18 protein-coding genes and 1 riboswitch are annotated in these 18,859 nt (G+C 72.6%); of the genes, 5 read left to right on the forward strand and 13 right to left on the reverse strand.

The window, feature by feature from the left end; genetic code table 11:
• Positions 1-88: 88 nt before the first annotated feature.
• On the forward strand, positions 89-1,339 hold the full coding sequence (locus tag ACFVX6_RS18615) for a D-alanyl-D-alanine carboxypeptidase family protein (RefSeq protein WP_389692708.1): 1,251 nt from the start codon (positions 89-91) through the stop codon (positions 1,337-1,339).
• On the opposite strand, the gene ACFVX6_RS18620 is transcribed toward ACFVX6_RS18615, so the two are convergent.
• The 4 genes from ACFVX6_RS18620 to glyA form a co-directional block, all read right to left on the reverse strand.
• Positions 1,287-2,303, reverse strand: coding sequence for a YihY/virulence factor BrkB family protein (locus ACFVX6_RS18620; protein ID WP_389692710.1), 1,017 nt, complete (start codon positions 2,301-2,303; stop codon positions 1,287-1,289). The genes ACFVX6_RS18615 and ACFVX6_RS18620 overlap by 53 nt on opposite strands.
• 145 nt (positions 2,304-2,448) lie before the next feature.
• Positions 2,449-3,072: a 2'-5' RNA ligase family protein gene (locus ACFVX6_RS18625; RefSeq protein ID WP_389692712.1), complete on the reverse strand. Its 624-nt coding sequence runs from the start codon at positions 3,070-3,072 to the stop codon at positions 2,449-2,451.
• A gap of 128 nt (positions 3,073-3,200) precedes the next feature.
• A complete protein-coding gene (trpS, locus tag ACFVX6_RS18630) occupies positions 3,201-4,214 on the reverse strand; it encodes a tryptophan--tRNA ligase (RefSeq protein ID WP_389692714.1) in 1,014 nt (337 codons plus the stop codon).
• Between the two features lie 497 nt (positions 4,215-4,711).
• Positions 4,712-5,992 carry a serine hydroxymethyltransferase gene (gene glyA / locus ACFVX6_RS18635; protein ID WP_389692716.1) on the reverse strand — a complete coding sequence of 427 codons (1,281 nt, stop codon included), beginning with the start codon at positions 5,990-5,992 and terminating at the stop codon, positions 4,712-4,714.
• A gap of 35 nt (positions 5,993-6,027) precedes the next feature.
• Positions 6,028-6,118, reverse strand: a riboswitch (ZMP/ZTP riboswitch).
• Positions 6,119-6,227: 109 nt separating this feature from the next.
• Here glyA and rocD point away from each other — a divergent pair.
• A complete protein-coding gene (gene rocD / locus ACFVX6_RS18640) occupies positions 6,228-7,433 on the forward strand; it encodes an ornithine--oxo-acid transaminase (protein ID WP_389692718.1) in 1,206 nt (401 codons plus the stop codon).
• A gap of 20 nt (positions 7,434-7,453) precedes the next feature.
• Here rocD and ACFVX6_RS18645 read toward each other — a convergent pair whose 3' ends face one another.
• Both ACFVX6_RS18645 and ACFVX6_RS18650 read right to left on the reverse strand, forming a co-directional pair.
• Complete coding sequence (locus tag ACFVX6_RS18645; RefSeq protein WP_389692720.1) at positions 7,454-8,644, reverse strand: glutathionylspermidine synthase family protein; 1,191 nt, start codon at positions 8,642-8,644, stop codon at positions 7,454-7,456.
• A gap of 6 nt (positions 8,645-8,650) precedes the next feature.
• Positions 8,651-8,962 (reverse strand): hypothetical protein, encoded by a 312-nt coding sequence (locus ACFVX6_RS18650; protein ID WP_356512452.1) that lies wholly within the window; start codon positions 8,960-8,962, stop codon positions 8,651-8,653.
• A 115-nt stretch (positions 8,963-9,077) separates the two neighbouring features.
• On the opposite strand from ACFVX6_RS18650, the gene ACFVX6_RS18655 reads away from it, so the two are divergent.
• Complete coding sequence (locus tag ACFVX6_RS18655; RefSeq protein ID WP_389692754.1) at positions 9,078-9,905, forward strand: hypothetical protein; 828 nt, start codon at positions 9,078-9,080, stop codon at positions 9,903-9,905.
• A gap of 132 nt (positions 9,906-10,037) precedes the next feature.
• Here ACFVX6_RS18655 and ACFVX6_RS18660 read toward each other — a convergent pair whose 3' ends face one another.
• Complete coding sequence (locus tag ACFVX6_RS18660; protein ID WP_389692722.1) at positions 10,038-11,450, reverse strand: PLP-dependent aminotransferase family protein; 1,413 nt, start codon at positions 11,448-11,450, stop codon at positions 10,038-10,040.
• A 46-nt stretch (positions 11,451-11,496) separates the two neighbouring features.
• On the opposite strand from ACFVX6_RS18660, the gene ACFVX6_RS18665 reads away from it, so the two are divergent.
• Complete coding sequence (locus ACFVX6_RS18665) at positions 11,497-11,985, forward strand: carboxymuconolactone decarboxylase family protein (RefSeq protein ID WP_389692724.1); 489 nt, start codon at positions 11,497-11,499, stop codon at positions 11,983-11,985.
• Between the two features lie 15 nt (positions 11,986-12,000).
• Here the strand turns inward: ACFVX6_RS18665 and ACFVX6_RS18670 are convergent, their stop codons facing one another.
• The 6 genes from ACFVX6_RS18670 to ACFVX6_RS18695 form a co-directional block, all read right to left on the reverse strand.
• Positions 12,001-12,642 (reverse strand): hypothetical protein, encoded by a 642-nt coding sequence (locus ACFVX6_RS18670; RefSeq protein WP_389692726.1) that lies wholly within the window; start codon positions 12,640-12,642, stop codon positions 12,001-12,003.
• 327 nt (positions 12,643-12,969) lie between these two features.
• Positions 12,970-13,368: a hypothetical protein gene (locus ACFVX6_RS18675; protein WP_389692728.1), complete on the reverse strand. Its 399-nt coding sequence runs from the start codon at positions 13,366-13,368 to the stop codon at positions 12,970-12,972.
• Positions 13,358-15,061, reverse strand: a complete 1,704-nt coding sequence (locus ACFVX6_RS18680; protein WP_389692730.1) for a hypothetical protein — start codon at positions 15,059-15,061, stop codon at positions 13,358-13,360. The genes ACFVX6_RS18675 and ACFVX6_RS18680 overlap by 11 nt, the downstream gene beginning before the upstream one ends.
• Positions 15,062-15,209: 148 nt before the next feature.
• Positions 15,210-16,199 carry a malate dehydrogenase gene (locus tag ACFVX6_RS18685; protein WP_389692732.1) on the reverse strand — a complete coding sequence of 330 codons (990 nt, stop codon included), beginning with the start codon at positions 16,197-16,199 and terminating at the stop codon, positions 15,210-15,212.
• Between the two features lie 189 nt (positions 16,200-16,388).
• The gene (locus ACFVX6_RS18690) at positions 16,389-16,949 is read right to left on the reverse strand and encodes a DUF3017 domain-containing protein (RefSeq protein ID WP_389692734.1); all 561 of its coding nucleotides are present in this window, start codon (positions 16,947-16,949) and stop codon (positions 16,389-16,391) included.
• Entirely contained in the window at positions 16,939-17,802 is an 864-nt protein-coding gene (locus tag ACFVX6_RS18695) for a bifunctional methylenetetrahydrofolate dehydrogenase/methenyltetrahydrofolate cyclohydrolase (protein WP_254382492.1), read from the reverse strand. Before ACFVX6_RS18695 ends, ACFVX6_RS18690 begins: the two co-directional genes overlap by 11 nt.
• A 339-nt stretch (positions 17,803-18,141) precedes the next feature.
• On the opposite strand from ACFVX6_RS18695, the gene ACFVX6_RS18700 reads away from it, so the two are divergent.
• Positions 18,142-18,777: a hypothetical protein gene (locus ACFVX6_RS18700; RefSeq protein WP_389692736.1), complete on the forward strand. Its 636-nt coding sequence runs from the start codon at positions 18,142-18,144 to the stop codon at positions 18,775-18,777.
• Positions 18,778-18,859: the final 82 nt, after the last annotated feature.

Here is an 18,859-nt window from a genome sequence, read left to right on the forward strand (position 1 = left end):
GCGCCGGGGTGGGCTGTCCCGGCGGTGGTTGCGGCGGGTTGGCCGGTCCGTGACGCTAAGCACAGCATCGGGATGTACTTTCACCTGCGTGTCTGCCAAGAAGACCGCGTTGACGGTCCTTTCCGCCGCGCTACCCGCCCTGCTGGTCCCGGCGCTGCTGGCCTCGCCCGTATACGCCGCGCCGACGCCGACGCCACCGGTGGACGGGAAGGGGCAGCCGCCCAAGGCGCCCGCGCCGCCCGCCTCGATGTCCACGGTCGGCGGCTCGGCGCTCGGGCAGCCCGGGACGCAGGTCAACCTGCTGCCCGGCGCGCCCGCGCTGCCGACGAGCCTGACGGGGCGTTCGTGGATCGTGGCCGACGCCGAGACCGGCGAGGTCCTCGCCTCGCACAACGCGCACTGGCGGCTCCCGCCGGCCTCGACCATGAAGATGCTCTTCGCCGACACCGTGCTGCCGGGTCTGCCCAAGGACCAGGTCCACAAGGTCACCGACCAGGAGCTGGACGGGGTCGGTTCCGGCTCCAGCCTCGTGGGCATCAAGGAGGACGGCGAGTACAGCGTCCACGACCTGTGGCTCGGGGTGTTCCTGCGCTCCGGGAACGACGCCGTGCACGTACTTTCGGCCATGAACGGCGGCGTCGAGAAGACCGTCAAGGACATGCAGGCGCACGCCGAGGAGCTCCAGGCCCTGGACACGCACGTGGTGTCCCCCGACGGCTACGACGCTCCGGGCCAGGTCTCCAGCGCCTACGACCTCACCCTCATCGCCCGCTCCGGTCTGCAGAAGGAGGACTTCCGGGAGTACTGCGGCACGGCCAGCGCGAAGTTCCCCGGCCGGCAGGAGGCGGGGAAGCCGCGCGAGACCTTCGAGATCCAGAACACCAACCGGCTGATGACCGGCGCCGGCGGCCTCTCCCCCTACAAGGGGATCGCCGGGGTGAAGAACGGCAACACCACGATGGCCGGCTCCACCTTCACCGGCGCCGCCCAGCGCGGCGACAAGAAGCTGCTGGTCACGGTGATGAACCCGGGCACCGGGGGCGCCAACTCCGTGTACGAGGAGACCGCCGACCTGCTCGACTGGGGGTTCGCGGCGAGCGGGAAGGTCAAGCCGGTGGGCGAGCTGGTGCCGCCGAAGAGCGCGGACACCACCTCCCACGGCTCCCCGGCCCAGTCCCACGAGAACAACCCCTCGGCGTCCGGTGCGGGCTCCGGCGGCGGGGTCGGCACCGCCTTCGGCGTGGCGGGCGGGGTGCTGGCCGTGGTGGCCGGCGGGGCCTACGCGGTCAACCGGCGCTGGCCGCTGGGGCGCGGCCGCCGGTCTCGCGGCCGGGCGTAGCGGAGCCTGCGGACTCCGGGGCCGTGCCGGTGGCGGTGCCGCGCTCCGGAGCGGCGTCCGCCTCCCGGGAGGGCTCACGGCCCGACTCCGGGTCCTCCACGCCGTCCCCGTCGGCATCGTCGCGGCTCGCGGTCCACGCCGCGCAGAAGAGCAGCAGCTTCGCCGTGAGGTTGATCCAGATCAACAGCGCGATCGGCACGCCGAAGGCCCCGTACATGCTCTTCGTGGCGACCTCCCGCATGTAGCCGCTGAGCAGCAGCTTCAGCAGCTCGAAGCCGGCCGCGCCGAGGAGGGCCGCCTCGATCAGGCGGCGGCGGGGCGGTTCGACGCCCGGGAGCAGGGTCAGGACGTAGAGCAGGAGCAGGAAGGCGGCCACCACTCCGACGAGGAAGGCCCCGCTCCGCAGCAGGGTGCCGCCCGCGCCGTCGCGCGGTACGCCCAGCCAGTCCCCGGCCTTGCCGACGGCGCTGGAGCCGAAGATCGAGGCGGCGGCCGAGGCCAGGCCGACGCCGCCGAGGCCGATGAGGACGAGTGCGTCCTTGCCCTTGCGGACGAAGGGGTTGCCCTCGTCCTCGTCGTCCTTCTCCCACACCGCGCGCAGGCAGTCCCGCATCGAGGTGACCCAGCCGATGCCGGTGAAGAGCAGGACGGCTGCGGCGACCAGGCCGACCGTGCCCGCGTTCGCGACGAGGGCGTTGATGTCGAGCTGGTCGGAGATGCCGGGGACCTGCTCGGCGAGGTTCTTCTGGAGCTTGTCGAGCTGGTCCTGGGTGAGCAGTCCGGCGCCGATCGCGGCGGCCACGGTGATCAGCGGGAAGAGGGCCAGGAAGCTGATGAAGGTGATGGCGGCGGCGAGCCGGCTCCAGTGCACGCGGTCGAGCCGCTGGTACGAACGCCACAGGTGGGTCCGCATCAGGGCGGACACCAGGGGCCCGATCAGCGGGAGTTTCGTCAACCAGTCCATACGGTCACCGTAAATGAGCTGTCGTAAATAGCCGGGATTGCCGCTTTTGGGGACTACGGTCGTCGATTGTGACTTTTCGCCCGACGGCTCGGCCGTTCCATGTCCTGGTCCTGCGAAGGATCGGTTTCCGGTTCCGGTTCCTGCGTCAGGAACGGCGTACGGTCGCCTCGCCCGCGGCGGCCGCCGCACTGTTGTCCGTCGTCGAGCCGAGCTGCGCCGGTACGGCGCTCGCTCCACCGCTTGCCCCGTTGCCGAACGGATATTCCCGCAGCTTGCGCCAGACCCCGTCCGAGCCCTGCTCGTAGAGGGCGATCCCGGAGCAGACCCACTCCGCCGCGTAGTCGGCGAGGGTGCTGAACGCCAGGTCCATCGCTTCCTCGGAGATCCCGTGGGCGACCGTGACGTGCGGGTGGTACGGGAACGAGAGTTCCCGGCTGAGCGGCCCCTCCGGGTCGCGGACCTGGCCCTGGAGCCGGGTGCAGACCGAGCCGCCCTCCACGACCTGGACGAAGACCACCGGCGAGAGGGGCCGGAAGGTGCCCGTGCCGGCCAGCCGCATCACGAAGGGGCGGCCGGCGGCCGCGACCTCGGCCAGGTGGACGCGGATCTCGGGCAGCCGGTCCGCGTCCACCTCCGTCGGCGGTACGAGGGTGACGTGCGTGGGAATGCCGTGCGCGGCAGCGTCCCCGAAGCCGGCTCGCAGCTCCTGAAGGCTGCTGCCGTACGGCTCCGGGACCGCGATCGAAACGCCGAGCGTTACGGTCCCCACGTAGCTCTCCTCCGCCTGTAGTCCTGTGCGTGGTCTGTGCTCCGCGTGTGCGTCGCACGAGTGCTGCCGCCCCAGTGTGGCGGCAGCACCCCCCAGATCGCCAGGGCCCTCTTTCTCTTGCGTGCCCGTCAGTGCTTCGCGGGCAGGAAACCGAGGTGGTCGTACGCCTGTGCCAGGGTCTCCGCGGCGACCGCCCTGGCCTTCTCCGCGCCCTTGGCCAGCAGGGAATCCAGGGTCTCCGGGTCGTCCAGGTACTCCTGGGTGCGCTGCTTGAAGGGTGTGACGAAATCGACCATCACGCCGGCCAGGTCGGTCTTGAGCGCGCCGTAGCCCTTGCCCTCGTACGCGGCCTCCAGCGCGGGGATGGACTCCCCCGTGAGAGTGGAGTAGATCGTGAGCAGGTTGCTGACGCCGGGCTTGTTCACGGCGTCGAACCGGACCACGGCCTCGGTGTCGGTGACCGCGCTCTTGATCTTCTTCTCGGTGGCCTTGGGCTCGTCGAGGAGGTTGATCAGGCCCTTGGGCGAAGAAGCCGACTTCGACATCTTGATCGCCGGGTCCTGGAGGTCGTAGATCTTCGCGACCTCCTTGACGATGTGCGCGGCGGGGAGGGTGAAGGTCTGCCCGAAGCGCTGGTTGAAGCGCTCGGCCAGGTCCCGGGTCAGCTCGATGTGCTGACGCTGGTCCTCGCCGACCGGGACGGCGTTCGCCTGGTAGAGCAGGATGTCGGCGACCTGGAGGATCGGGTACGTGAACAGGCCGACGGTGGCGTTGTTGGCGCCCGACTTCGCGGACTTGTCCTTGAACTGGGTCATCCGGCTGGCCTCGCCGAAACCGGTGATGCAGTTCATGACCCAGCCGAGCTGCGCGTGCTCGGGCACGTGGCTCTGGATGAAGAGCGTGCAGCGCTCGGGGTCGAGACCGGCGGCGAGGAGCTGCGCGGCGGAGAGCCTGGTGTTCGCGCGGAGATCCTTCGGATCCTGCGGCATGGTGATCGCGTGCAGGTCGACGACCATGTAGAAGGCGTCGTGCGTCTCCTGCAGGGCGACGTACTGCCGGATGGCTCCGAGGTAGTTCCCGAGGTGGAACGAACCGGAGGTGGGCTGGATGCCGGAGAGCGCGCGAGGACGATCAGAAGCCATGGCCCCATTCTCTCAGGTGTGACACGGGGCTCGGCCCCGCCACTGGCCGGAACCGGGCGGGTCGCTCCGCCCCCGCCCCACCCCCGCACGGGTACCGGGCGGTAGCGGCCCGTCCGGATCTTGCCTCGGCCGAGCGACCGCTTTCCCTCCTCCCGGCACCTGTCGACCACCGCTGCGCGGAGCCGGGGTCGGAGCCGGAGGCGAGCCCGCTGCGCGGAGCTCCCTGGGCGCCGCCACACCCGCGCGTCAAACGCCGGCGGGGCTGGATTCTCGCCGGCTTTCGGGGCGCGGGGTCCGGGGCGGAGCCCCAGGGCTTTTCAGCCGTCCGGCGTTCGAGGCGCGGGATCCGGGGCGGAGCCCCAGGGCTTTTCAGCCGTCCGGCGTTTGAGGACCGGGGTCTGGGGCGGAGCCCCAGGGGGGTCCGGGCGGAGCCCGGGGAACGGGGGAAGGGCGGGTAGGGGACGGCCCCCGCAGGGACCGGCCCCCCACCCGGAGGGTCAGGCGACCGGGAGGCCCGGGGCCGGGAAGGCCGCCATGAGGTCGGCCACCTCGGCCCGGATGGCGCCCAGGGCCGGCTCGTCACCCTTCGCCGCAGCGGTGACCGCACGCTCGATCCAGTCGGCGACCACGGCCATGTGCTCGGCGCGAAGCCCCCGCGAAGTCAGCGACGGCGTACCGATCCGGATACCCGACGGGTCGAACGGCTTGCGCGGGTCGAACGGCACCGTGTTGTAGTTCACGACGATCCCGGCCCGGTCCAGCGCCTTCGCCGCGATCTTGCCGGACACCGACTTCCCGGTCAGGTCGATCAGGATCAGGTGGTTGTCCGTACCGCCCGAGACCAGATCGAAGCCCCGCTCCAGCAGAGCCGCGGCCAGCGCCTTCGCGTTGGCCACGACCGCGTGCGCGTACGACACGAACGAGGGCTGCGCCGCCTCGTGCAGCGCCACCGCGATGCCGGCCGTCGTCTGGTTGTGCGGGCCGCCCTGGAGGCCGGGGAAGACCGCCTTGTCGATGGCCTTCGCGTGCTCCTCGCGGCACATCAGCATCGCCCCGCGCGGACCGCGCAGGGTCTTGTGGGTGGTCGTCGAGATCACGTCCACGTGACCCGCCGGGGACGGGTGGGCCCCGCCCGCGATCAGGCCGGCGATGTGGGCGACGTCGGCGACGAGGACCGAGCCCGCCTCCTTCGCGATCGACGCGAACGCCTCGAAGTCGATCGTGCGCGGGAGCGCCGTGCCGCCGCAGAAGATCACCTTGGGCCGCTCCGCCAGCGCGAGTTCCCGTACGGCGTCGTAGTCGATGAGACCCGTGTCGGCCTGGACCCCGTACTGCACGCCCCGGAACCAGGAGCCCGTCGCCGACACCCCCCAGCCGTGCGTCAGGTGCCCGCCCATCGGCAGGGCCATGCCCATCACGGTGTCGCCGGGCTTCGCGAAGGCCAGGTACACGGCCAGGTTCGCCGGGGAGCCGGAGTACGGCTGCACGTTGGCGTGGTCGACCCCGAAGAGGCCCTTCGCCCGCTCCACGGCCAGCGCCTCGATGCGGTCGATGTTCTGCTGGCCCTCGTAGTACCGGCGGCCCGGGTAGCCCTCGCTGTACTTGTTCTGCAGCACCGTGCCGGAAGCCTCCAGCACGGCCGAGGACACGTAGTTCTCGCTCGGGATGAGGCGGAGGGTCTCCGCCTGGAGGGTTTCCTCGGCGGCGACGAAGGACGCCAGCTCGGGGTCGGTCGCGAGCAGGGCGGGGTGGCGGTACGGGTGGTGGTTCGCGCTCATGGCGGCTCCTCCGGGGTCGATGTCGGATCTCGTCCCCGCGAGGCCCAGGCGAGCGGCCCTGTATGCGGTCGTGCGCGCACGGCTCCCCCGGAGTTGGTTCTCCGTGCGCCAGTCGCCGTGCGTGTCCGACACCTTAGCGGGCGCGCCGCAGATGAGGTTTCTCCGTCCGGTATTCGAGCGAGGATGGACAGTGACGCCACCCTCGTCACCGGCTTGACGGACGATCGGAGACCCCGTGTCGACAACTGCTGATGCCATCCGCTCCGCCGACGCGCACAGCGCGCACAACTACCACCCCCTGCCCGTCGTCGTCGCCACGGCGGAGGGCGCGTGGATGACCGACGTGGAGGGCCGCCGCTACCTCGACATGCTCGCGGGCTACTCGGCCCTGAACTTCGGCCACGGCAACCGCCGCCTGCTCGACGCCGCCCGCGCCCAGCTGGAGCGGGTCACCCTGACCTCGCGCGCCTTCCACCACGACCGCTTCGCGGACTTCTGTACCGAGCTCGCGGCACTGTGCGGCAAGGAGGCCGTCCTGCCCATGAACACGGGTGCGGAGGCCGTGGAGACGGCGGTGAAGACCGCCCGCAAGTGGGGGTACGAGGTCAAGGGCGTACCGGACGGCCACGCCAAGATCGTGGTGGCGGCCGACAACTTCCACGGCCGCACGACGACCATCGTCTCGTTCTCCACCGACCACGAGGCCCGCGACCACTTCGGCCCGTACACCCCCGGCTTCGAGATCGTCCCGTACGGGGACCTCACCGCGCTCGCCGCCGCCGTCACCTCCAACACCGTCGCCGTGCTCCTGGAGCCGATCCAGGGCGAGGCCGGCGTGCTCGTGCCGCCCGCCGGATACCTGCGGGGCGTACGGGAACTGACGCGCGAGCGGAACGTCCTGTTCATGGCCGACGAGATCCAGTCGGGCCTGGGCCGCACCGGGAAGACCTTCGCGTGCGAGCACGAGGGGGTCGTCCCCGACGTGTACATCCTCGGCAAGGCGCTGGGCGGCGGGGTCGTGCCCGTGTCGGCGGTGGTGGCCGACCTCGACGTGCTCGGCGTGTTCAAGCCGGGCGAGCACGGCTCCACCTTCGGCGGCAACCCGCTGGCCTGCGCCGTCGCCCTGGAGGTCATCGCGATGCTGCGCACCGGCGAGTACCAGCAGCGCGCCACCGAGCTGGGCGACCACCTGCACCGGGAGCTGAACCTGATGGTCGGCGGCGGCGCGGTGACCGCCGTACGGGGCCGCGGGCTGTGGGCGGGCGTGGACATCGACCCGGCGCGCGGCACCGGCCGGGAGATCTCCGAGAAGCTGATGGGGCTCGGAGTCCTGGTCAAGGACACCCACGGGTCGACGATCCGGATCGCGCCGCCGCTGGTGATCTCCAAGGAGGACCTGGACTGGGGGCTGGACCAGCTCAGGTCGGTCCTCGGCGCATAGAGCTACAGGATGCCGTGCCGTTAGAGAATGACGTGGGGCAGGAAGCGGGCGTACTCGTCCGTGACCGGCCCCGCCGATTCGCGGATGCCGAGACCCGCCGCCTCGTCCTCGACGACCCATGCGCCGAGCACCACCCGGTTGCCGTCGAAGTCGGGCAGCGGGGCGAGGCCCTGGAAGACGTACGTCTCGTCCTGCTCCGGTGCGAACGGCTCGCCGCCGACCGGGTGCAGGGTGACGCCCGCGCCCTCGCGGCCCAGCAGCGGCTTCGCCGCGTAGCCGGTGGTCGTGGCGAGTTCGCGCGGGCCGTCCAGGTAGGCGGGCAGCAGGTTCGGGTGCTCCGGGAAGAGCTCCCACAGGACCGCCAGCAGCGCCTTGTTGGAGAGCAGCATCTTCCACAGGGGCTCGATCCAGGCGGTGGTGCCGGAGCCGCCGCCGTGGTCGTACGTGCCGAGGACCTGCGGGGCGAACTCGTCGGTGGCCAGCCACTCCCACGGGTAGAGCTTGAAGATCGCGCGGATGAAGCCCAGCTTCTCGTCCACGAACCGGCCGGACAGGGAGTCCCAGCCGATCCGCTCCACCGACAGCTCCCGCGTGTCGATGCCGGCCTGCTCGGCGGTCTCCTGGAGGTAGGCGACCGTCATCAGGTCCTCGCCGAGCTCGTCGGTCTCGGAGTGCGCGAAGTGCACCGGGCCGGCCGGCAGCAGCTCCGCCTGGCGGCGCCAGGCGTCGACGAGCCGCTCGTGGAGGGAGTTCCACTGGTCGGCGCCGGGGAAGCGCTCCTCCATCCAGAACCACTGCGGGCTGGCCGCCTCCACGAGGGAGGTGGGCGTGTCGGCGTTGTACTCCAGCATCTTGGCGGGGCTGCCGGAGCCGTCGTAGCGCAGGTCGAAGCGGCCGTAGAGCGAGGGCTGTTCGGCGCGGCGCCGCCAGGACTCGGCGATCAGCGCGGCGAGCTTCGGGTCGGTGATGCCGAGGTCGGCGAAGCGGTCGTGGTCGACTATGTGCTGGGCCGCCGCCAGACACATGGCGTGCAGCTCCTCGACGACGTTCTCCAGCGCCTCGACCTCGGGGAGGGTGAAGGAGTAGTACGCGCTCTCGTCCCAGTAGGGGCGCAGGGAGTCGTCGGGGTAGCGGGTGAGGGGATAGATCAGCCCCTGCTCCTCGACGGTCTTCTGCCAGTCGGGGCGGGGCTCGATGGTGTGGCGCTTCACGCTGGATCAGCCGCCCGAGGAGCTCTTGTGGCTGCCGCCGATGCCGCCGCGGGTGACGGCGGACTTGTCGAAGCTGCCGCCGCTGACCTTGTTCTTCGCGACGGTGCCGCCGTAGTAGTACGCGCCGCGGCCGCCGCTCTTGCACTCCTTGGAGTTCAGCTTCTCCAGGGTGGCGCGGTCCGCGCAGCGCTTGTCGGGCTCGTTGCTGCTGCCGCAGGCCACCAGGGCCGCGGCGAGCAGGCCCATGCCGCCGAGGGCGACCGTGCCGGAGCGCATGCGGCGTTTGGTGCGCGTGGTGTCGGTGCTGCTGCTGTCCATGGACTGTTCGCTCCCCCTGGGTGGCCGGCTGCGCACAGACTAGAACGGCCGCCCCGGCCGACGGAATCCGGCCGACGCGGGATCCGTGACCTAGAGTCGGTTCGTGCTCATTGGGATGATTTGCGCGCTCGGTGCGGCGGTCTGCTTCGGCACGGCGTCGGTTCTGCAGGCGGTGGCGGCGCGGGCCGCGGAGCCGGGAACGGGCTCCGGGGTCGACACCGCCCTCCTCCTGCGGGCGCTGCGCCAGTGGCGCTATCTCGCCGGACTCGGGCTGGACGGGGTCGGCTTCGTCCTCCAGATCATCGCCCTGCGGCACAGCCCGATCTACGCGGTGGGCGCGGCCCTCGCGGCCAGCCTCGCGGTGACCGCGGTGGTCGCGGCGCGGCTGCTGCGGGTGCGGCTGAGCGGGACGGAGTGGGGCGCGGTCGCGGTGGTGTGCGCGGGGCTGGTGATGCTGGGGCTGGCGTCCGGGGAAGAGGGCTCGGGCCGGGGCACGCTCGCGCTGAAGCTGGGGCTGCTGGCGGTGGCCGGGCTGGTGCTGGTGGTCGGGGCCGTGGCGGGCGGGCTGCCGGACCGCAGCCGGGCGCTGACGCTGGGTCTGGCGGCCGGGACGGGCTTCGGGGTGGTGGAGGTGGCGGTCCGGCTCATCGACGACATCTCGCTCTCCGCACTGTCGAACCCGGCGTTCTACGCCCTGCTGCTCGGCGGCGGCTCCGCCTTCCTGCTGCTCACCTCGGCGCTCCAGCGCGGCTCCGTGACGGCGGCGACCGCCGGGCTGGTGCTGGGCGAGACGATCGGGCCGGCGGTGGTGGGCGTGGCCTGGCTGGGCGACCGCACCCGCGAGGGCCTGACCTGGCTGGCGATCGCGGGCTTCGTGGTGGCCGTGGCCGGAGCCCTGGCCCTGGCCCGCTTCGGCGAACCCCCGGCGGAGCCGGGCCACTGAGCCCCGGGGAGGACCGGGGTCTGGGGCGGAGCCCCAGGGTCCTTTCAGCCCGTCCGGCGTTTGAGGACCGGGTCCGGGCAGAGCCCGGGGAACGGGCGAAGGGCGGGTAGGGGACAGCCCCGCAGGGCCTCGTCACGGGAGCGCAGCGACCAGCGCGGCCAGGGTGGGCGCCCAAGCACTCTGGGACGGGGTCCCGAAGCCGACGACGAGGGCCTCGCGCGAGGGCATCGCCGCCTGCGGGTGCCGAAAGAAGGACAGCGGCAGCAGGCCCAGGTCCTGCCAGGCGGCCGACCGCAGGGCCGCCCTTTCGCCGCCCGGCGGGAGGTCCAGTACCGCGTGCAGTCCCGCGGCGATGCCGGAGACCACCGCGCGGTCCCCGACGGCCGCCACCAGCTCGTCGCGCCGCCGCCGGTAGCGCAGCCGCATCTCCCGCACGTGCCGGTCGTACGCCCCCGACCGGATGAACTCCGCGAGCGTCAGCTGGTCCAGCGCGCTGGAGCTCCAGTCGCTCCCGTCCTTCACCGCGAGCACCTCGTCCATCAGCGGCCCGGGCACCACCATCCAGCCCATGCGCAGCCCCGGCGCCAGGGACTTGCTCGCCGTGCCCAGGTACACCACCCGGTCCGGGTCCAGTCCCTGGAGCGCGCCGACCGGCTGGCGGTCGTAGCGGAACTCCCCGTCGTAGTCGTCCTCCAGGATCAGCCCGCCCGTGGACCGGGCCCAGTCCACCGCCGCCGCCCGCCGCCCGGGCGTCAGCGCGGCGCCCGTCGGGAACTGGTGCGCCGGCGTCAGCAGCACCGCCCCCGCGCCCGAACCGGCCAGCTCGGTGGTGCGGGCCCCCGCCCCGTCCACCGCCAGCGGCCGCGTCCGCAGCCCGGCGCCGGTCAGCAGCGCCCGGTGCACGTCCAGCCCGTACCCCTCCACCGCCATCTCCCGGATCCGGCGCGCCCGCAGCATCCTCGCGAGCAGCGGCAGGCCCTGGCCGAAGCCCGCGCACAGCACGATGTGTTCGGGGTCGGCGTACACCCCGCGGGCCCGCGCCAGGTACCCGGCGAGTGCCTCCCGCAGCTCCACCCGGCCGCGCGGGTCCGCGTACCCGAAGGCCTCGTTCGGGGCCTCGGTCAGCGCCCGCCGGGCCGCCGCCAGCCAGGCGGCGCGCGGGAAGCCGCCCAGGTCCGGGGAGCCGGGCTTCAGGCTGTACGAGGTCTGCGCGCGCACGGGGCGCCGTACGGGCACGGCCGCCGCGGGACGCCGCACCCCGACCCCGGCCCGGACCCCGACCCGCTCCGCGATCCGGGTCCCGGAGCCCCGGCGCGCGGTCAGCCAGCCTTCGGCGACGAGCTCGGCATAGGCCTCGGCGACGGTGTTGCGGGCGATCCCGAGGTCCACCGCGAGCGACCGGGAGGAGGGCAGCCGGGTCCCCGGGGCCAGCCGCCCGCTGCGCGCGGCCTCGCGCAGCGCCTCGGTCAGCCCGGCCCGGACACCGCGCCCGGGGGCCGGTTCCAGATGCAGGTCGGCGCCGAAAGTGGCCCACGATTCCGTCATGGATATGGACCATATAGGCGGGCCGCCCGGCTCCTAGGCTGATGCCATGACCCACACGGAGAAGGCACCCGAACACACCCCCCGCATGCAGTTCGCGAAGCTCGCCCCGGAGTTCTACAAGGCCGCCGTGGCCCTGGACGCGGCCGCGGCCAAGGGGCTGGACCCGGCCCTGGTCGAGCTCGTCAAACTGCGCGCCTCCCAGATCAACCACTGCGCCTTCTGCATCGACATGCACTCCAAGGACGCCCTCGCGGCGGGCGAGGACGTGGAGCGGCTGCTGCTGCTCGGCGCCTGGGAGGAGTCGCGGCACTTCTACACGGAGAAGGAGCTCGCCGCGATCGAGCTGACGGAGGCCGTGACCGTCCTGACCGACGGTTTCGTTCCCGACGAGGTCTACGAGCGGGCCGCGCGGCACTTCGAGGAGAAGGAGCTGGCCCAGGTGATCGCCCTGATCGCCGCGATCAACGTCTGGAACCGCATCGGCGTCACCACCCGCCTGACCCCGGGGCACTACACCCCGGGGATGTACAAGTAGCCCTCGCGGGCGGTGTCAGCCGCCCGCGGGGCGGAAGCCGGTCAGTGCGGCCTGGTGGTGGGACTGGGTGAGCGTCCAGTCGGCCGCCGGGCCGGCCGTCAGGACGGCCCACTTCTTGCCGTCCTCGGCGACGAAGACCCGTTCCACGCCGCGGCGCCGACCGTGCGACTCCGCGCTGTCGTACTCGTAGACCAGCTCCCCGCCCTCGGGGGCGCCCGGGGCCGGGCCCACGCGGATCTCCCGGTAGCCGGTGGTCTGGGCGCGCAGGTAGGTGGAGGCGCCCTGGACGGCCGCGAGCGGGGTCAGTTCGGGCTCGCTCACCTGGAAGATCTGGACCAGGGCGGTGCGGTCGGGAGAGCGGTAGAAGACCCCCGCGGCGGCCTCCTCCCGGAGCCACCCGGCGGGGACGGCGACGGTGAACCCCTTCGCGTCGCGCACGGTCTCGTGGGCGGAGTCGCTGCCGCTCGGGCTGGGGGTGGGACTGGGACTGCCGGTGCCCGTCGGCGACGGGGAGCGGGTGGCCGTGGCCGAGGGGGTCGGCGTGTCCTCCCCGCTCGGCGGGGCGCTGGAAACCGTCGGCCCCGCCTGCACCGGCTGCTCTCCGGTGTCCCGCGCCACGAACCACACGGCGGCCGCCCCGATCGCGAGTGCGGCCACCGCGACGGCCGCCGTGGTCGGCGTCAGCCACCGCCCGGGCCGGGGCGCGGTGGGGTACCCCGACTGTACGGGCTGCGGGGGCGGATACGTGGGGTACGGGTACGGGTCTTGCGGCGCCGCCCCCGGGCCGTACCCGCCGGGTCCGGGAGCCGGAGCCGGAGCCGGTCCCGCGGTCGGGGGGTGGCCCGGGGCCGGGTCATGGCCCGGGTTCGGAGCGGGGGCCGGAGCAGGGGTCGGCGGTTGGGCGGGGCCCCGGGCCGGGTCGGGGTCCGTGACCCAGCGTTGGGTTGCGGGGTCCCACCGGGGGGCGTTCTGCGGGGGCACGGGTCAGCCTCCCAGGGTGGTCAGGAGCCCGGCCAGGGCGGTCGCGGCGCTGACCGAGTCCACCAGCGGGGCCCAGCGTTCCAGGGCTCCGCGGAGCCGGGGGACCAGGCCGGGCCGGATCTCCTCGGCCCCCTCCAGTCCCTCCGCGACCCCGTCGAGTTCGGCGTCGAGCGCCGCCCTGTCCTCACCGCGCGGCAGCCGTACGAGGGCCGCGCGCAGCTCCAGTACGGCGTCGAGGAGGGCCTGCGGCCCGACGGTGTCCGTCCCCGCTCCCCCGTGGTGCACGGTGTTGGTGTTGTTGCTGCCGCCGATGCTGAAGGCGCTGCCCGTGACCTCGCCGATGCGGACGGCGGGCTCCTGCTCGGCCGCGCCCGTACCCGTAACGCCGTCTTCACTTGCCACCGGTACTCCTCTTGACCTTGGTGCTGTTGGTGTTGTTGCTGCCGCCGACGCTGAAGGCGCTGTGGTTCACCGCCTGGATGAACACCCCGCCCTCGGCGACGTGGACCGCGCGCTGCGCGAACTCCTCGGTGTGCCAGCCCGCTTCGTGCAGCGCGAGGACGACGCCCCCGACGACCCGGTCCTGGATCGTCTTCAGGAACCGGTCGAGGTCCATCAGGTGGAACAGCGAGCCGTTGTCCTGGGAGGCCAGCTCGCGCACGGAAACCCGCGGCCCCTCGGGCCGGGCCCCGCCGTGGCCGCCGGTGACGATCCGCCACCAGCTCGCCAGGCCGCGGCCCAGCGTGGTCACGGAGGCCACGAGGGAGCCGGGGGTGTGGCGCAGGGCCCAGACGGCCTTGCCGAAGCCGTTGTTGTTGCGGTAGCGCTGGGCGTCCGCGTCCGCGTTGTGGAAGTCGGTCCGGACGGGCAGCAGCACGTGCGGGGCCACCTCCAGCATCATCATCCCGCCCTGCGTGTGGACCCGTACGAAGACGGTGACGACGAGGTTCTCGTCCCAACCGCCCACCCGCACGCGCAGGAAGTGCCGGCGGCGCTCGCCGCCCTCCTCGATGGCGGCGGCCCGCTGCTCGCCGAACTGCCCGTGCACGACCTGCGCGGTGTCCCGGTGCGGCAGCCCGCCCGCGGGGAGGAACACGCACTCGTCCAGGACCAGTTCGCGCATCCGGTCGCCCACGGCGGCGGCCTGCTCCGGGGAACCGTGCGGGGAGGGCACCCGCAGGCGTTCCAGCAGCGGCACGATCCGCGCCAGGATGTGGGCGTTGGTGACCGCGACCGGCTTGCGGTCGGGGCCGAGGTCCTCGCGCGGGCGCAGCTCCACGGACAGCTGCCAGGGCCGGAAGGGATCACCCGCCCCGCAGAACGGGTCGTTGACGTCGTACATGATCATCGGCGCGTGCTGCTCGGCCCGGATGCGCTGGCGGACCCGCTGGAAGCGGGCCCCGTCGGCGGCTTCGGCCGGGTCGTTCGCGTGGTCGGCGTAGCGGCGCTCGGCGAGCTCGGTGGCGATGGTCCGGAAGACGTGTCCGCGCTGGAGTCCCACGACGGTGACCACCCCGGCGAAGACCACCGGCAGCCACCACAGGACGGCGGTGCCCGCGACGTCCCCGCCCGTCGGGGCGAACGGCAGGCCGGCCCCTCCGACCTCGTCCAGGGCGCTGAACGGCACGAACCCGCCGAAGCCGAGGACGAACAGGACCAGGAGCAGCATCCACCAGGCGTAGATCCGCAGGACCACGGAGAGCACCCGCAGCGCCGGGACGTTCCGGGCGCGCAGCCAGTCGGCCAGGCTCAGCACCAGGAAGGGCAGGACCAGCGTGGCGAGGGCGCCGCCCGTGAGCAGGGCTCCGACGAACCAGGCCCCGAGGACTCCGGCGGCCCAGCCGAGTTCGGCGCGCCGGGCGCGCAGCGCGTGGGCGAGGACCCGGGAGGCGTCGTAGCCGTAGGAGGGGGCGACGATCCGTTCCTCGTGGACGTACAGCTCGTCGATGACCCGGTCGCGGTACCCGGCGTCGAGGTACGTCCCCGCGCACAGGAAGCGGCCGGCCTCGCTCAGGGAGGGGTGCACCGGGGGGCGGCCCGCGGAGGGACCGGCCCAACTGCCGCCGGGCTGTTGGGGAATCGCGTTCTCGGTCACCGACCGACCTTAGGGTTCCCCTCCATGCGGCGACAGGACGATTCACGCCAAACGCCCCGGCCAGGTTTGGCCGGGGCGTTCGGGTGTTCGCATGGGGTTCACACGCGCTCGTACGGGAGGCCTGCGCGGCCGGACCCTACGAGAACGATCAGATCAGGCCGAGCTCGCGCACCGCGTCGCGCTCCTCGACGAGCTCCTTCACGGACGCGTCGATGCGCGCACGGGAGAACTCGTTGATGTCCAGGCCCTGGACGATCTCGTAGCGGCCGTCCTTCGTGGTGACCGGGAAGGAGGAGATGATGCCCTCCGGGACGCCGTAGGAGCCGTCCGACGGGATGCCCATGGAGGTCCAGTCGCCCGCCGCGGTGCCGTTGACCCACGTGTGCACGTGGTCGATGGCGGCGTTGGCGGCCGAGGCGGCCGAGGACGCGCCGCGGGCCTCGATGATCGCCGCGCCGCGCTTGGCGACGGTCGGGATGAAGTCGTCCGACAGCCAGGCCTGGTCGTTGACCAGCTCGGCGGCGTTCTTGCCGGCGATCTCCGCGTGGAAGATGTCCGGGTACTGGGTCGCCGAGTGGTTGCCCCAGATGGTCAGGCGCTTGATGTCGGAGACGGCGGCGCCGGTCTTGGCGGCCAGCTGCGAGATCGCGCGGTTGTGGTCCAGGCGGGTCATCGCGGTGAAGCGCTCGGCCGGTACGTCCGGGGCAGCGGCCTGCGCGATGAGCGCGTTGGTGTTGGCCGGGTTGCCCACGACGAGGATCTTGATGTCGTCGGCGGCGTGGTCGTTGATCGCCTTGCCCTGCGGCTTGAAGATCCCGCCGTTGGCGGAGAGCAGGTCGCCGCGCTCCATGCCCTTGGTGCGCGGGCGGGCGCCGACGAGCAGACCGACGTTGGCACCTTCGAACCCCTTGTTGGCGTCGTCGAAGATGTCGATGCCGGCGAGCAGCGGGAAGGCGCAGTCGTCGAGCTCCATGGCGGTGCCCTCGGCGGCCTTCATGCCCTGAGGGATCTCCAGAAGACGGAGCTTGACCGGCACGTCCGCGCCGAGCAGGTGGCCGGAGGCGATGCGGAAGAGCAGCGCGTAGCCGATCTGGCCGGCGGCGCCGGTGACGGTGACATTCACGGGAGTGCGGGTCATGGCCTTCTCCGTTAGACAGCTGGCGGTGGGGCGTCCCTGCCCCATGTGCTGGGAGGACGCCGCTCCGTGGCCAGTAAATCTTGACGTGAAGAGACATCCGCCGTCAGGCTATCCGACCCTGGAGCACCCCAATCCCCCGCCCCGTGTGGCGCGGGGCACACGGGGCGTCTCCCGGGGGCTCCGGGAGGCCTAGCGGACCGTGAAACGGACCGCCGTCTCCAGGAAGGGAACGTCCAGCCACGGCTTGGGTTCCATGACCAGTGCGAGCAGCGTGATCGCCACGCCCAGCAGGCCGTACGTGACCATGTCCGTGAAGCGGGAGCGCACCGCGAGCATGCCCACGGAGGGCAGCAGCCGGCGCATCACGGAACCCGCGATCATCGCGATCCCGATCAGCAGGCAGCCTCCGCGCGGATGGCCCACCGCGGTGAGCAGCAGCCCGGCCGCCGTCGCGGCGAGGACGGCCAGCATCGGCCACTGCCGGGCCGGAGCCGGAGCGTCACCGGGCGCGGCCCGGCCGCCGCCCTCGGGACGCGCGGTGTCCCGGGTGACGGAGGGGAAGCGGCGCGACTTGGCCCCGTCCGGCTCCTCGGCGTCCTCGGGCCCCGGGGTCCGCCCGCCGTCGCCGTCGCCCTTCCTGGCCCAGCTCGGAACCGGGCGCGGTGCCGCGGAGGCGGCGGCCCTGGCGGGAGCGGGGGCCTGGGCCGGTTCGGGGACGGTGCCGGGATCCGGCTCGTGCTCAGCCGGCACGGGGAACCGCCCGCTCGGCGGCCTCGACCACGTTGACGAGCAGCTGCGCCCGGGTCATCGGGCCTACTCCGCCCGGGTTCGGGGAGATCCAGCCGGCCACGTCCGCGACCCCGGGGTGCACGTCCCCGACGATCTTGCCGTTCTCGTCGCGGCTGACGCCGACGTCGAGCACGGCCGCGCCCGGCTTCACGTCCTCCGGCTTGACCAGGTGCGGCACGCCGGCCGCCGCGACGACGATGTCCGCCTGGCGCAGCAGTCCGGACAGGTCGCGGGTACCGGTGTGGCACAGGGTCACGGTCGCGTTCTCGGACTTGCGGGTGAGCAGCAGGCCGATGGACCGGCCGACGGTGATCCCGCGGCCGAGGACGACCACGTGCGCGCCGTTGATCTCGACGCCGTGGTGGCGCAGCAGCTGGACGATCCCGTACGGGGTGCACGGCAGCGGGCCCGGCTCGTTCAGGACCAGCCTGCCGAGTGACATCGGGTGCAGCCCGTCGGCGTCCTTCGCCGGGTCCATGAGCTCCAGGACGCGGTTCGTGTCGATGCCCTTGGGAAGCGGGAGTTGCACGATGTAGCCGGTGCACTCCGGGTTGGCGTTCAGCTCCCGCACGACCTCCTCGATGTCCTCCTGGGAGGCCGTCGCGGGCAGTTCGCGCTGGAGGGAGGCGATGCCGACCTCGGCGCAGTCCTTGTGCTTGCCGTTGACGTACCAGCGGCTGCCCGGGTCGTCGCCGACCAGCAGGGTGCCGAGGCCGGGGGTGATGCCCCGGGCCTTGAGCGCCGCCACGCGGGCGGTCAGTTCGGACTTGATCGCGGCTGCGGTGGCCTTGCCGTCGAGAATCTGGGCAGTCATGGACCCATCCTCCCGGATGGAGCGGCCGCGGATCCAGTCGCGGCCCCCGTACGACCGGTCCGGCTTCCGGCCGGTCCGGCTCCGTGCGGCCGTCTTTCCGGCTCCGTGCGGCTTCATTCCGCCTCCGTTCCGACTTCGTGCCGCCTTCGTCCCGGCTTCGTTGCACTTGCACAACAAGTGCCGGGCGGACGGCGCCCCGGCTGGACAAGCCCGGTCCGGCCGGACGACGATGCGGGGAACGTAGTGCCGCGGGCAGTGCCGGGGGGCGGGCCGCACGACTTGCAGTGACTCCTCCGCGCGTGCCGTGCGTCCCCGCACTTCCACGGAGGAACACCCCAGATGAGCTTCGGCGACCCGAACAACCCGTACGGGCAGCAGCCGCAGGGCGGCCAGCCCGCCTACGGCTACCCCCCGCAGGCCCCCCAGGGCATCCCGGCCCAGGGCGGCTACGCCTACCCGCAGCAGGCCTACCCGGGCGTCCCCGGCTACCCGGGCTCGCCGATGCCGATGCCGGGCGGGGTCAAGGGGGCGCGGGTCATCCTCTGGATACTCGGGATCCTCCAGGCCCTCGGCGGCGTGGCCGTCGTCATCATCGGTGCCGTGTTCGCCTCCGAGTTCACCGACTCCAGCTACTCGTCGAGCGACGCGGGCGCCGCCCTGAGCATCTTCTTCGTCATCATCGGCATCGTCATCGTCGGCATCTCGCTGTGGCCGATCCTGACCGCCGCCAAGCTGGGCAAGGGCCGCGGCGGTGTGCGGGTCTCCGGCATCATCTTCGGCTCGCTCCAGACCTTCTTCGCCGTGGCCAGCCTGATCATCAACATCGTGACGCTCAACGGTCTGCACGAGTCCGGCGGCGCCCCCCTGCTGCTCTCGATGATCCCCGCCCTGATCTCGCTCGGCCTGGGCCTGTGGATCCTCATCGGCCTGGCCAACTCGGCCGCGGGCGAATACTTCCGCCGCCCCCAGTACTAGGACGCAGGACTAGGACGCAGTACTAGGACCCGGGCCCAGCCCCAGGACGCACGACACGGCGAAGGCCGCCCACCGCACTGCC

It is taken from the genome of Streptomyces sp. NPDC058289 (assembly GCF_042880975.1).
GTDB lineage: Bacteria > Actinomycetota > Actinomycetes > Streptomycetales > Streptomycetaceae > Streptomyces > Streptomyces stoeckheimensis.